Genomic DNA, 13,921 nt, shown 5'->3' with positions numbered 1-13,921 from the left:
CACACCCAAAGAGCAAGCCGCCTCGCTCAGGCCCTTGGCTCAAGGACAAACAAAGCGGGCAATTGCGTGATCCAGATCAAGCCAATTGCCGCCAGTGGCTAAAGGAGTCAAGCCAGACCTCCCCGCTAATGGTCCGTGACATCCTCGCGTCGCTCCACTAAATTACGCCCCCCCCGAAACGCCCTGAGCGTTTCGCGCCTCAAATCTGAAATGTCTCAAATCTGAATAGTGAAATTCAATGCCTGACTCCCAGACCAACGAAGCCCTGTCCTCCTCCAAGCTGGAATATGAAAGCGCCATTGGTCTTTCGCAGCATGTGCCGCAGGCCAAGACCATCAGCGAGATGGTGCTTGATGCGTTCCAGACCGCCAAGGAAAGCGAAGAAATCCGCGAGCTGCGTGCCGCCATTCGCTTGGCGCAGGATGAGCACGATGATGACAATGCCTACGAACTGATGGGCCAGTTGAAGCGCCTCAAGGATGCCGAAGCGGCAGACAGCGCGGCGCTGGCCGATCTTGGCACGCAGTTCCCGATCAGCCGGATTCTGTCCAGCTACAAGAACGACCCGGCGTTTCAGGAATTGGTCTACGGCCTGGCGCTCAAGGTGCTGAACCAGACGCATCAGGCGATCAGCAATCCGTCTACCGCGAAGAGCAAGACAGCGCGTGCCAAAAAGGAAGCCGAGGTCTACACCATCAGCAAGGACGGCCAAAGTGTCAGCCTGCCATCGCGCACCCCGCGCTCCAACCTTAACGTCGACCGCGAAGCCTTGGAGTTTCTCGGGTTTACCTTCGTCGGTGAAGGTGATGAAGCCGAACTGCAAGAAACCAACTTCGTCGACAATGAAGGCAGCGAACTGCCGGTGACCCGTAAAAACATCATCACCGCTTTGCAACAGGGCAAGGCTTTCAACGCTTACAGCATTGCCTGATGACTGATCGGCCGGTGACCCGATAACGCCATCGCGGTCGCCCGGCTGGCGACCGTGTTTTGCACAAATAGCAGGGCCGATGGTCAGCGAAATGGCTGCGAGCAGTTAGCCCAATGCATAAACAGTCACTCTCTGTCCCGCAAACAATGCAACATCCCCAAGCCAGCGTAAGGTCGAGTCACCGACAGCCTGTTGGATGCGACACTGCCATCCAGATAAGCGATTGAACTCACCCTTTGTCCGCAGTGACACAGGTAATGGCACCGTGGGACATCCTGCGCAGAGTTGCCGACGATCACTGACCCGCAAGTTCAACCCCAAGTGCACGGGCAAGCAGCGTCTCGACAGGTTGCACATCGGCTTTTAATACCCGAATCTTCACGGGTTCGTTTTGGAGATCACCATGCTTCGCGCATTTGAAAAATGGCTTGACCCCTTTCCGCCTGACGAAGTACCGCCACCGCCTGATGGCCTGGCGCGGTTTCTCTGGGCCTGTACGCGGGGCGCTCGCGGCTACATCCTTGCACTGGCGCTGCTCAGTGCTGGTGTATCGCTTTACGAGGCCTGGCTGTTTTCTTTCCTCGGGCAGGTCGTGGACCTGCTTTCGACCTGGCAGGCCGGCGGCGATGGGGCTTTGCAGGAAAGTCGTGTGCTGTGGAGCATCAGCATCATATTGCTGGCCAGTATTGCGCTGGTGGCGTTGCGCACGATGGTTCAGCATCAGGTGTTGGCGATCAACCTGCCGCTACGGCTGCGCTGGGACTTCCATCGCCTGATGCTGCGGCAAAGTCTTTCGTTCTTTTCCGACGAATTCTCCGGCCGGGTCACCACCAAGGTGATGCAGACTGCGCTGTCGGTGCGCGATGTGCTGTTCACCCTTATCGAGATCGCACCGGGGATCGGCGTTTATTTTGTCGCGATCATCGCACTGGCCGGCGCCTTCGACCTGAAACTGATGCTGCCATTCATTGCCTGGATCATCTTGTTCGGGCTGGCCATGCTGTACTTCGTGCCGCGGCTGGGCAAGGTCGGCCAGGAGCAGGCCAATGCGCGCTCCTCGATGACCGGGCGTATTTCGGATGCCTACACCAACATCACCACGGTGAAGCTGTTCTCCCACTCGAAGCGTGAAGCGCATTTCGCACGCGCAGCGATGGAGGATTTCAAGCAGACCGGCTTGCGCCAGATGCGTCTGGTCAGCCAGTTCGAGATCGTCAATCAGGCATTAGTGGTCGCGCTGATCATGGCCGCTGGCGGTTACGCCCTGTGGCTGTGGCATCAAGGTCAGATCGGTACAGGTGCTGTGGCGGCAATTACTGCCATGGCGTTGCGCATCAATGGCATGTCGCACTGGATCATGTGGCAGATGACCTCTTTGTTCGAGAACATTGGCACCGTGCAGGACGGCATGGCCACGCTGACCCGCGGCCCCAAGGTGCAGGATGCGCCTGACGCGACTGTCCTGAAGACGGTGGGTGGCGCGGTGACCTTCGACAATGTGGGCTTCAACTACAACGGCGAACGTCAGGTACTCGAGGGCCTGAGCCTGAACATTCGTGCGGGCGAGAAAATCGGCCTGGTGGGCCGCTCGGGCGCCGGGAAATCCACGCTGATCAACCTGCTGCTGCGCTTCTACGACGTGGATGAAGGCGAGATTCGCATCGATGGGCAAAACATCGCGCATGTCACTCAGGACAGCTTGCGCAGCGCCATCGGCATGGTCACTCAGGACACGTCTCTGCTGCACCGGTCCATTCGCGACAACATCGCCTATGGCCGACCCGATGCGACCGACGAACAAATCCGCCGTGCCGCCGCCAATGCGCAGGCTGATGGCTTCATCAGCCAGTTGAGCGACAAACAAGGCCACAGCGGCTACGACACCCTGGTGGGTGAGCGCGGCATCAAGCTTTCGGGCGGCCAGCGTCAACGTGTCGCGATTGCCAGGGTGATGCTGAAAAACGCTCCGATCCTGCTGCTTGACGAGGCCACCAGCGCGCTCGACTCGGAAGTCGAAGTGGCCATTCAGGAAAGCCTCGATGAAATGATGCAAGGCAAGACCGTGATCGCCATCGCCCACCGCTTGTCCACGATTGCGGCCATGGACCGGCTCATTGTCATGGATGACGGGCGCATCATCGAGCAAGGCACGCATGCCGAACTGCTCGCGAAGAACGGTGTTTATGCGCGGCTGTGGCATCACCAGAGCGGCGGGTTCCTGGGCGAGGATCAAGGCGTGGCCGAGTCGGCGGACCAGGCATGAGCGTGAGCGGCCCGCTACGGCTGTTTACGTCCGTGCCGAAGCAGCAATCGCCTGCCGTATTTCACGCACGTCGCGGGCAGGCGATGCGCCGAATTGCCTCAGGTATTCGCGGCTGAACTGTGATGCGCTTTCATAGCCGACCGCGAATGCCACGTCAGATGCGCGATGCTCGCCAGCCAGCAAAAGCTGGCGAGCTTCCTGCAATCTGAGTTGTTTCTGATACTGCACAGGACTAAGGCCGGTCATCGACAGAAAATGGCGATGCAGGCTGGCGCGGCTCATGCCACTGGCATCGCACAATGCATCGATGCGCAGCCGGACGTTGTAATTGTCTCGAATACAGGCAACGGCGCGGCGGATGCTGCTCAGCGCGCCTTCGGGTTGTGCAATCTGCCGCAGCAGCCGTCCTTGAGGCCCCTGCAGGAGACGATAGAGCAATTCCCGTTCAACCATGGGCGCCAGAACCGGGATATCGTCAGGTGTGTCGAGTAGTGACAATAAGCGTAGCAGCGTGTCTCGCAGCGGCGCGGACATCGGGTTTATCGTAATACCGATGCCTTTCTGTGTGCTCTCGTGAATCGCCGGCATGCTCGCCGCCAACTCCGCCAACAGGGCCGGGTTCAGCACCACTGAGACCGCCACATAAGGCTGCCCGCCTTCTGCATCCAGAATCTGCCCACTCAAAGGCAGGTCCAGGGCGCTGATCAGGTAATGCTCACTGTCGTAGCTCAGAAGATTCTCATTGATCGCGATGCGCTTCGACCCTTGCAGGATGAAACAGATCATCGAGCGATACAGGCACGGTGCCTTTTCCGTAAAGCCCTGGCCGACGCAGATATCCACCCGTGGGATTGGCGTAGCGGTCAGGCCCGGTGGCGCATGGCGCAGGGCGATAGCGAGATGCGGCGCGAGGTCATTGTTCATGCCGCGATTATGCATGCGCCCCGCCACAGCTCAAGCGGGTTGAGACAATCAGGCAATCAATTGAGCGTATCGGGCGTGGGTTACAAACCCCTTGTTGCCTATCTTGAGCGGGTCAGGAAAGCGCCGACAGGCGCGCCCAAACCCAGCAGAGATAAACCCATGACCCAGCAAATCGCACTTATCACCGGCGCCAGCCGTGGCCTCGGCCGCAACATGGCCCTTCATCTCGCCAAACGCGGTGTACACATCATCGGTACTTATCGCAGCGGCGTGGCCGAGGCCGAATCGCTGAAGCAGGAAATCGAGGCGCAAGGCGGCAAGGTGTCGATGCTGCCGCTCGACATGACCGATACCGCCACTTATCCAGCGTTTTCAAACGCAGTAATCAACACGCTGAAAACCGACTTCAACCGCGAGCGTTTCGACTTTCTCGTCAACAACGCCGGCAATGGTCTCTTCGCAAACTTCGTCGACGCAACCGAAGAACAGTTTGCCTCACTGGTCGCCACGCACCTTCGCGGCCCGGTTTTCCTCACGCAAAAACTGTTGCCGCTCATGCAAGACGGCGGCCGTATCCTCAATGTTTCCTCCGGTTTCGTGCGCTTCACCCTGCCCGGCTACAGCCTCTATGCGGCGGTCAAAGCCGCGCTCGAAGTGCTGACCCGTTACATGGCCGTAGAACTCGGCTCGCGCCATATTCGGGTGAATGCGATTGCCCCGGGCGCCATCGCAACCGATTTTGGCGGCGGTGCAGTGCGCGACAATAAAGACGTGAACGCCTATGTGGCACAAGGCATCGCGTTGGGCCGTGTCGGTCTGCCGGATGATATAGGCGGCGCGGTTGCGGCCATTCTGTCCGATGACATGGCCTGGGCTAACGGCACCACGTTCGACATTTCCGGCGGGCAATTGCTCTAAGGGCAGCTTCGGTTGCCACGCGGAATATCCATTTTCACCCGAACACCTTTCGCTAGCGGTTGAAAGATCAAGGCAAGCACCTACTAGACGACCGGTCGGTTTGCGAGTAGTCTGCTCGCCATTATGAAGAAACCAGCCCACGACATGCGCCAGCACATCATCGATGTTGCCAGGTCGCTGATGACGAACAAAGGGTACACCGCTGTCGGTCTCGCAGAAGTATTGAGCACCGCGGGCGTACCCAAAGGTTCGTTCTACTATTATTTCAAATCGAAGGAAGAATTTGGTCAGGCGCTGCTGGAAGAGTATTTTTCCGAGTACCTGGGCCGGGTTGACGCTCTTATGGCACGCCCCGGTACAGGTGCGGAGCGATTACTGGCCTATTTCATGTACTGGTCAGAAACCCAAGGCACCGACCTTCCCGAAGGTAAGTGCCTGGTCGTCAAACTGGGTGCTGAAGTGTGCGATCTGTCAGAGGACATGCGTCGCGTGCTGGGAGTCGGCACTGCACAAATCATCAAGCGCATCACCGCATGTGTAGAAATGGGTGCATCCGACGGCAGCATTCATCCCGAAGACGATCATCAGGGTTTCGCAGAATCGCTTTATCAACTCTGGCTTGGCGCCTCCCTGCTGGTAAAGGTCAACAAGTCCACCGAGTCCTTCGATAAAGCTCTGAACATGACCAAGCGCCTGCTCAAGTAGCGGGTGCTTTTTTTAACCATTTCTAGTAGACGACCGGTCTACTTCGAGACATTACTTATGAATGATTTGAGTAAAACCACCGATCTTTTCTCTCCCGTGCGGATGGGCTCAATAGATTTGGCGAACCGGATTGTGATGGCGCCTGTGACACGTAGCCGTTATGCCGAGGACGGTGTGCCAAACGACCTGCACGCGACCTACTATGCGCAACGTGCGACAGCAGGAATGATCGTGGCCGAGGCGACCAACATTTCCGCTCAAGGCCGAGGCTACGCTGCAACGCCCGGGATCTGGAATGAAGAGCAGGTCGCGGGCTGGCGGAAAGTCACCGACGCGGTGCATGCCGCCGGTGGCAAGATCGTCAGCCAGCTCTGGCACGTCGGCCGGTTCTCCAGTGTCGACCTGCAACCCGCTGGTGAAGCCCCGGTCGCGCCCTCCGCCATCCAGGCCGAAGGCAACACGTATACCGTCGACGGTTTTGTGCCCGTTTCCATGCCGCGCGCGCTAGAAACCGATGAGATTCCCGACATCATCGAGCAGTACCGGCACGCAGCCGAAAACGCCAAACGGGCCGGCTTTGATGGCGTCGAAGTGCACTCGGCCAACAGCTATCTGCTTGATCAGTTTCTGCGCGACTCCACCAATCAGCGCACCGACCAATACGGCGGTTCGATAGAAAACCGCGCTCGCCTGACGCTGGAAGTGACTCAGGCCATCGTGGACATCTGGGGTAGCGACCGGGTCGGCATTCGCTTGTCGCCGGTGACGCCCGATGCCGGCAACACCGCGCCGGACAGCAACGTAATGGGCCTGCATGGTTACCTGATCCAGCGGTTGAACACGTTCAATCTTGCGTATCTGCACTTTGTCGAAGGCGCAACGGCTACGTCCCGCGAAGTCCCGGAAGGGGTCGACATGGATGCCTTGAGCGCTCAGTTCAACGGCCCGTTCATTGGCAACAATAACTACGACCTTGAAATGGCGATCGAGCGTCGGGCGCAGGGCAAGATCGACGCAGTCGCCTTCGGCCGCCTGTTCATCTCCAACCCCGACCTCGTCGCTCGCCTGTTTCATGGGGCCGAACTGACCATCGCCCCTCGTGAGTCGTACTACGGCGGCGGTGCCAAAGGCTACACCGACTGGCCGCTCGGGACGTATTGAAAGCGGCGTGACCCCCTGCTCTTTTAGCTGTTCCCAACCCAGGAGTACCACCTTATGAGCAAAAACATCAAAGCCGTACCCACCAGTGATTACAACGCTGTCATCGCCACCGCCAGCAAATACGTAGAGGGCTTGCGTATCGGTAGCGTCGCCACTATCGAAGAAGCTTTCCATAAGGATGCGGTGATGTATGGCTTCACCAACGGTCAATTGCTGGGCGGGCCGATCAGCAACCTGTACACGTTTGTCGAAACCAACGGCACTGCGCCTGATATCACCACGCGCCTGGACATACTCGCTATCACCCCAACCACCGCCGTGGTTCGCATTGACATGGAAAAAGACGCGATTGGTGCTGATTACAATGACTACCTGACGCTGATCAAAATCGATGGCAACTGGAAAGTGATTGCCAGGGTTTACCACCAGTTCGAAGGTTGATTCGACAAGAGCGTGCCGACACCAAAGAGTGCCGGCACCCCGTTAACAGAGGAATATCTGATGTCCAGAGTTTTTGTCATCGGGGCCGCAGGCAAGGTTGGTTTGCGCCTCATAAAAAACCTTGGTGACAACGGTCATGAAGTAATCGCCTTGCACCGCAAGGAACAACAGTCGGCGCTGATCAAAGCGACCGGCGCCCTGCCCTTGCTCGGAAACCTTGTCGAGATGGATGCACCTGCGTTGGCCTGCGCAATGGCGGACAGCGACGTGGTGATTTTCACCGCCGGAGCCGGGGGCGCAGGCATTGAGCTGACCAACGCCATTGACGGCGAAGGGCTGAAAACTTCAGTTGCAGCCGCTGAACTCGCCGGCGTGCGGCGTTTTCTGTTGGTGTCGGCATTTCCCGAAGCCGCACGCGGTAAAGACACCTCCGCGGGCTTCGAGAATTACATGCAAGTGAAGAAAAACGCCGATGTATGCCTGGCATCGTCCGCCCTGGACTGGGTCATCATAAGGCCGGGCACCCTGGTCGATCGCGCGGGTTCGGGCAAGATTCGCGCAGGCCTGGCCATTCCTTACGGCGACATCGCGCGCGATGACGTAGCGGCTTTTCTGGCGGCACTGGTCGATCAGCCTGAAGTATCCCGACAGATCATCGAGGTTACCGAAGGCCCCACACCTGTCGAACAGGCGGTAAAAGCATTCAGCCAGCGCTGATGCGGATCAGCAATGACTAAACGAGCTCACCGCCTCTGATAATTCTTCACCAAAAAGGCATTGCGTCGGGCAGTCCTTGAAGCGCGGATTATAGGACGCAGCATCGGCCTTCGAAACCGTACGCAACAAGACCTGAGGGCAAAATACAGGAATCTTCGCGTCTGCTCGCCAGCATGATGTTCTCTCGCAAATCTCCGCCGCCGATCGATAAATGCTAAAAAATAATAATACTTTACCCAAGTATTCATAAAATTCTATATTAGCTTAGAAGAAAAAAGACTTCTACAGCCTCACATCATAAGAATAGGTTCTTAAAACCAGCTGGAGCGCTGCGCTCGATTTTAAGAGGATTTTTCCATGTATCGCACTCACCCTTTGCCATCACCGGACCGACTCGCACACCGGAGGGCAGTGCGATGACTGGTCGCCCTCTGCTATCGCGCTTGCTGCTCACCGCCATCAGCGCCGTCGTTCTGCTCGGCTGCTCACCTTCGGGCCAGGACAGTCAGCCTGGCAAGACGCTCAAGGTCGCGTTTTTCAGAGACAACACCACGCTGGTCAGCCTTGATCCGTTCCAGGTCTACTGGCTAGAGCACCGGGTGGTACTGCGCAATGTCGCCGAGTCCCTTACCGATCAGGACCCGCAGACCGGCAAGATCATTCCGTGGCTGGCTGAACGCTGGGAGGTCAGTGACGATGCGCTGGCGTACACCTTTCATCTGCGCAAGGACGTAACCTTCAGCAACGGCACGCGTTTCGATGCGCAGGCGGTGAAAACCGCCTATGACACCAACAAGGCGTTCGCCGACCAGTTGCCCGCCACCTTTGGCGCGACTTATCTGAAGGGCTATGACCACGCTCAAGTGCTGGATGACTTCACCGTCAAGCTGGTACTGGCCAAACCCAATGCCGGATTCCTGCAAGCCACCTCCACCACCAACCTCGCCATTCTCGCTCCGGAATCCTACGCGCTCAGCGTCAAACAACGCTCATTGGGCGCGATCATCGGCACCGGGCCGTTTGTGCTGGAACGCTACACGCCGGAAAGCGGTCTGCGCCTGACCAAGCGCAAAGGCTATGCGTGGCCATCGGCCAATGCGCAAAACAAGGGCGAGGCGCATCTGGATGCGGTCGAGGTCAGTTACGTTCCCGAAGAGAGCGTGCGCAACGGCCAGTTCGTGCAGGGCCAGGTCGATATCCTCTGGCCTCGCAATCCGTTTTCCGAGGTGGACCTCAACCTGTTCACGTCCAAAGGCGCGACCATCCAGAGCCGTTCACTGCCAGGGCCGGCCCTGAACATGTACCCCAACACTCGCGGCAATCGGATTCTGGCCGATCGTAACGTGCGCCTGGCGCTGCAAAAGGCCATCGACCGCAAAACCTATGCGGCCACCGTCTACAACCCGCAATTTCCGGTGGTCACAGGCATTTACGACATCACCACTCCGTTCTACAAAAGCCAGGCCGACAAACTGGCCTACGATCCTCAAGGTGCCGGGCGCCTGCTGGACGAAGCCGGCTGGCAGAAAAACGCCGACGGCTATCGTTACAAGGACGGCAAACGTCTGAAGCTGGCCTATAACCTGTCGCCCGCTGAAACCGCTGGCGACGTATTGATTCAGGATCAACTGCGCAAGGTCGGTATCGAACTCAAACTCAATGTCGTGACCACCGCAGAATGGGCCGCCGCCAACGCGGCGGGTAACTATGACCTGACCTCCACCTACATGACCCGCGCCGACCCGATCATCCTGCAAACCATTATCGACCCGCGCAGTGCCAACAGCTCGACCCTGGCCACCAACCTCTACGCGCCCGAAACGCTGCCCAGAGCGCTTGAACTGTTCGACGCCGGACTGACCGCCACGCGCAGCGAGCAGCGCGCAAAAGCCTATGGCGACCTGCAGGATCTGCTGATTGACGAAGGCTCGGCGTTTCCGGTCTACGAGCGGGTCTGGCAGGCCGCCACGGCGAAAAACGTGCGTAACTTCCACTGGACCGCCGAAGGTTTCGCGCTGTTCAACGACATCGAATTTGCAGCGCCATGAGCCGCTATATCCTCGGCCGGATCGCGCAGGCGCTGCTGGTGCTCTGGGGTGCCTACAGCATCACCTATTTCATTCTGTATCTGCTGCCCGGCGACACGCTGTCGATCATGCTCAGCGCTTCGGGGGTCGAGATCGACTCCCTGTCCGCCCAGGATCTGGCCAAGGCCAAATTGTATTACGGGCTGGATCGCGGGGTTTTCGAACAGTATTTCAACCTGCTGTGGGGCGCGATTCACGGCGATTTCGGCAATTCGCTGACCCTCAACCGCCCGGTCTCGGAACTGCTGGTCGAGCGTCTGCCGCAAACCCTGAGCCTGGCGGGTCTGGCCATTGTGCTCTCGCTGATCGGTGGGATCGGTCTGGCGTACCTCACCGCCTATGTAAGCTGGCAGCCGCTGAAAGTGGCGCTGTCACGCTTGCCGTCGCTGGGCTTCTCGGTGCCGGTGTTCTGGATGGGCCTGCTGTTCATTCAGCTGTTCGCGTTCAGCCTCGGCTGGTTCCCGGCAACCGGCAATCAGGGCTTTGCCAGCCTGATCCTGCCCGCCGTCACGCTGGCGATCCCCAGCGCTGCGGTGTACGCCCAGGTTCTGCAACGTGGCTTTCAGGGCGTGTGGAAAGAACCCTATATCATCACCGCCTACGCCAAAGGCCTGACCCGCGCGCAGGTTCAAGCCCGCCATGCGTTCAAGAACGCCGCCCTGCCGCTGTTGACGCTGATCGGTCTGCAAGTGGGCAACACCGTTTCCGGGGCCGTGCTGGTGGAAACCATCTTTGCCCGCGCCGGGGTCGGCCGCCTGGCTCAGGAAGCCGTGCTGCGCCAGGACATTCCGGTGGTACTGGCCATCGTTGCGGTCTCGGCAGCGGCCTTCGTTGTGGTCAATCTGATCGTTGACCTGCTGTACCCCGCGCTGGATCCGCGCATCGCCCACACGCCAAAGGTCTCCTGACGCCATGACCATTTTCGACGATCGCCTTGCACGCCTGACCCAGGCTGTTCTCACCTCTAAAAACCCATCCGCGGCGCAATGGCGACGCCGCAGCAGATTCAGTAGAGTCATCGAAGCAGTCAAGCCGCTGCTGCGCCGACCGGGGTTTGTGCTCGCCGTGGCGTTGGTGGCCTTTGCGCTGCTGGCCGCGCTGGCGCCCAACCTGCTGACCAGCTACGCGCCTTACGCCACCTCACCCACCGACAAGCTCACTCCGCCCAATAGCGTGCACTGGTTTGGCACCGACGAACTGGGCCGTGATCTTTATACTCGCGTGGTGCATGGCTCCAGCCTGTCGGTGCAGGCGGCGCTGCTGGCGGTAGGTATTGCCATGGCGGGCGGCCTTAGCCTGGGAGTGATTTCCGGCTTCGCAGGCGGCCGGATAGACGCTGTAATCATGCGCTTTGTCGACGTATTGCTGGCCCTCCCCGGTTTGCTGCTGGCGCTGGCGATTGTCACGGCCATCGGTTTCGGCACCCTTCCGGTGGCCATCGCAGTGGGCGTGGGCATCATCCCCGGCTTCGCCCGCACCACCCGCGCTGAAGTGCTGAGGGTCAAGACTCTGCCCTACGTCGAGGCGGCGCGGCTGGGCGGCGCCAGCTGGACCCGCACCCTGCTGCGACACATTCTGCCCAACGCCTGGGGCCCGGTAGCAGTGCTCGCCACGCTGGACTTCGGTGCGGCCATTCTGGCGACTGCCGGGCTGAGCTTTCTCGGTTTTGGCGCAGAACCGCCCGCCGCCGAATGGGGCACGTTGATCGCCAACGGCCGACACTTTCTGATGACTGCTCCCTGGGTTTCGCTGTTGCCCGGCCTGTTCGTGGTCGCCGTGGTGTTCAGCTTCAACCACATCGCCCGTACGCTGGAAGAGGTTCAACGATGACTGACGCCCCGCAACTGATCGACATCCGGCACCTGGGCGTCGCCTATCGTTTCGACGGCCAGATCAATCAGGCCGTGCACAACGTTTCGTTTCAGGTTGCGCAAGGCGAAACCGTGGCAATTGTCGGTGAGTCCGGTTCCGGCAAGTCGACGATGGCCAACGCAATCCTCGGTCTGCTGCCGGACCACGCAACCATTACCCAGGGCGAACTGCATATTGATGGGCAGAATCTGAGCCATGCCTCCGAGCGCGAGAAACGCCGGGTTCGCGGCAGCCTGATCGGTCTGGTGCCACAAGACCCGATGGTCGGCCTCAACCCGACCTTGCGTATCGGTCGGCAGATTGCCGAAGCGCTGCTGCAAGCGCGTGGCGGACGTTATCCGACAGTCGATGCCGATGTGCTGGAGCTGTTGCAGCAAGTCGGTCTGAACAAACCTGTGTTGCGCGCCCGCCAGTATCCGCACGAACTGTCCGGCGGCATGCGCCAGCGTGTATTGATTGCCATCGCACTGGCAGGCAATCCACGCCTGATCATCGCCGACGAGCCTACCAGCGCGCTGGACGTCACCGTGCAGCGTAAAATCCTCGATCATTTGCAACGCCTGGTCAGCGAGCGCGGCATTTCCTTGTTGATCATTACCCACGACCTTGGCGTGGCCGCCGACCGCGCTGACCGGGTGCTGGTCATGAACAAAGGCGAACTGGTCGAACAAGGCACGCCCGAGCAGCTTCTTATCAACCCGGACCATGCCTACACGCGTGCGTTGATCGCCGCCGCTCCCGCATTCGGTCAGCGCAAAAGCTCGCTGGCATCACGCCCTGTGCTGGCCAATGACACGCCACTGCTGACGCTGAGTAACATCGGCAAGACCTACCGACTGCCTTACGTCAAAGGTGAGCAGGCCGAGTTACACGCGTTGCAGGACGTCAATTTCAAAGTATTTCCCGGTCAGACCCTGGCCATCGTCGGCGAGTCCGGTTCGGGCAAGAGCACCGCACTGCGCATCGCGCTGGGCCTGGAGAAACCGACCTCCGGACGAGTGCTGCTTGAAGGGCGTGACGTCACCGACCTGGGTTGGCGCGAGTTCAGACCGTTGCGACGACGCATTCAGCTGGTGCAGCAAAACCCGTTCGCAGCGCTCGACCCACGCTTCACGTTATTCGAAAGTATCGTCGAGCCGCTGGTCTCGTTCGGCCTGCTGAAAGGCCGGGAACTGGAACAGGCCGCCCGCCAGCTCATCGAGCGAGTGCACCTGCCAGTGGCCTATCTGGACCGGCTACCGCGTGAACTGTCAGGCGGACAGCGCCAGCGCGTAGCAATCGCCAGAGCGCTGGCGCTGCAGCCGGATTTGCTGCTGCTCGATGAGCCAGTGTCGGCGCTGGACGTATCGGTACAGGCGCAGATTCTCGACCTGCTGGTCGAGCTGCAAGCCGAATCCGGAATGGCCTATGTCCTAGTTTCTCATGATCTGGCGGTGGTTGCCAGCATCGCTCATCAGGTGCTGGTGCTCAAGCAGGGCAAGACCATCGAACAAGGCCAGGCCAGCGACGTTTTCGAGCGCCCTGCAGCTCCCTACACTCAGGAATTGATTGACGCCATCCCTGGCCGTCGCCTTGAGCAGCAGGTGGCGGCTCAGCACGGAACACCTGCCTCTGCAAACAATCACCCACAAGCAGTCGCGCGACACTGACCACTGCAAACATTGCGACTTAAAGCTGGGCGACTTCTTTATGCACGCTGAACCCGTTCTGCGGAAACATTTGGTAACGCATATGCATATTCCCTATCGATATTTAAACTTATTTTTTTATAGCTATAGAGTTGCGCTCTATGCAAAAACGCATTGCCACGCAGGAAGCAGGCAAGACGACGCGAATGTAGGCGCTTGATCGACACGATCAGGCCGCTTCAGCGAGACGCCCCTTTTCCCTTACTTCGAGCAC

The 13,921-nt window shown here is 59.2% G+C and carries 12 protein-coding genes and 1 pseudogene; 12 read left to right on the top strand and 1 reads right to left on the bottom strand.

Features of this window, described 5'->3' with window-relative positions; genetic code table 11:
- Positions 1-238: 238 nt before the first annotated feature.
- Both BLT55_RS07390 and BLT55_RS07385 read left to right on the top strand, forming a co-directional pair.
- Positions 239-931 carry a hypothetical protein gene (locus BLT55_RS07390; protein ID WP_054999452.1) on the top strand — a complete coding sequence of 231 codons (693 nt, stop codon included), beginning with the start codon at positions 239-241 and terminating at the stop codon, positions 929-931.
- Between the two features lie 403 nt (positions 932-1,334).
- Complete coding sequence (locus tag BLT55_RS07385) at positions 1,335-3,194, top strand: ABC transporter ATP-binding protein (protein WP_007249406.1); 1,860 nt, start codon at positions 1,335-1,337, stop codon at positions 3,192-3,194.
- A 24-nt stretch (positions 3,195-3,218) separates the two neighbouring features.
- Here the strand turns inward: BLT55_RS07385 and BLT55_RS07380 are convergent, their stop codons facing one another.
- Entirely contained in the window at positions 3,219-4,118 is a 900-nt protein-coding gene (locus BLT55_RS07380) for an AraC family transcriptional regulator (protein WP_054999470.1), read from the bottom strand.
- A 159-nt stretch (positions 4,119-4,277) separates the two neighbouring features.
- Between BLT55_RS07380 and BLT55_RS07375 the strand changes: the two genes are divergently transcribed.
- The 10 genes and pseudogenes from BLT55_RS07375 to BLT55_RS34715 all read left to right on the top strand — a co-directional run bounded on the left by BLT55_RS07375 (position 4,278) and on the right by BLT55_RS34715 (position 13,668).
- A complete protein-coding gene (locus BLT55_RS07375; RefSeq protein WP_054999453.1) occupies positions 4,278-5,036 on the top strand; it encodes an SDR family NAD(P)-dependent oxidoreductase in 759 nt (252 codons plus the stop codon).
- 123 nt (positions 5,037-5,159) lie between these two features.
- Positions 5,160-5,741 carry a TetR/AcrR family transcriptional regulator gene (locus BLT55_RS07370; protein WP_054999454.1) on the top strand — a complete coding sequence of 194 codons (582 nt, stop codon included), beginning with the start codon at positions 5,160-5,162 and terminating at the stop codon, positions 5,739-5,741.
- 57 nt (positions 5,742-5,798) lie between these two features.
- Positions 5,799-6,902, top strand: a complete 1,104-nt coding sequence (locus BLT55_RS07365) for an alkene reductase (RefSeq protein ID WP_054999455.1) — start codon at positions 5,799-5,801, stop codon at positions 6,900-6,902.
- Positions 6,903-6,956: 54 nt separating this feature from the next.
- On the top strand, positions 6,957-7,343 hold the full coding sequence (locus BLT55_RS07360; protein ID WP_054999456.1) for a nuclear transport factor 2 family protein: 387 nt from the start codon (positions 6,957-6,959) through the stop codon (positions 7,341-7,343).
- 60 nt (positions 7,344-7,403) lie between these two features.
- On the top strand, positions 7,404-8,060 hold the full coding sequence (locus BLT55_RS07355; protein ID WP_054999457.1) for an NAD(P)H-binding protein: 657 nt from the start codon (positions 7,404-7,406) through the stop codon (positions 8,058-8,060).
- A gap of 416 nt (positions 8,061-8,476) precedes the next feature.
- Positions 8,477-10,108, top strand: a complete 1,632-nt coding sequence (locus BLT55_RS07350) for an ABC transporter substrate-binding protein (RefSeq protein ID WP_054999458.1) — start codon at positions 8,477-8,479, stop codon at positions 10,106-10,108.
- The gene (locus tag BLT55_RS07345; RefSeq protein ID WP_054999459.1) at positions 10,105-11,055 is read left to right on the top strand and encodes an ABC transporter permease; all 951 of its coding nucleotides are present in this window, start codon (positions 10,105-10,107) and stop codon (positions 11,053-11,055) included. Before BLT55_RS07350 ends, BLT55_RS07345 begins: the two co-directional genes overlap by 4 nt.
- 4 nt (positions 11,056-11,059) lie before the next feature.
- A complete protein-coding gene (locus BLT55_RS07340) occupies positions 11,060-11,977 on the top strand; it encodes an ABC transporter permease (RefSeq protein WP_054999460.1) in 918 nt (305 codons plus the stop codon).
- Positions 11,974-12,780, top strand: a pseudogene (locus BLT55_RS34720) (ABC transporter ATP-binding protein); the annotation flags it as partial. The gene BLT55_RS07340 and the pseudogene BLT55_RS34720, both read left to right, overlap by 4 nt.
- Positions 12,781-12,798: 18 nt before the next feature.
- The gene (locus BLT55_RS34715; protein ID WP_412778948.1) at positions 12,799-13,668 is read left to right on the top strand and encodes an ABC transporter ATP-binding protein; all 870 of its coding nucleotides are present in this window, start codon (positions 12,799-12,801) and stop codon (positions 13,666-13,668) included.
- Positions 13,669-13,921 lie beyond the last annotated feature (253 nt).

The organism is Pseudomonas cannabina (assembly GCF_900100365.1).
GTDB lineage: Bacteria > Pseudomonadota > Gammaproteobacteria > Pseudomonadales > Pseudomonadaceae > Aquipseudomonas > Aquipseudomonas cannabina.
This window is presented reverse-complemented; position numbering and strand designations above follow the sequence as displayed.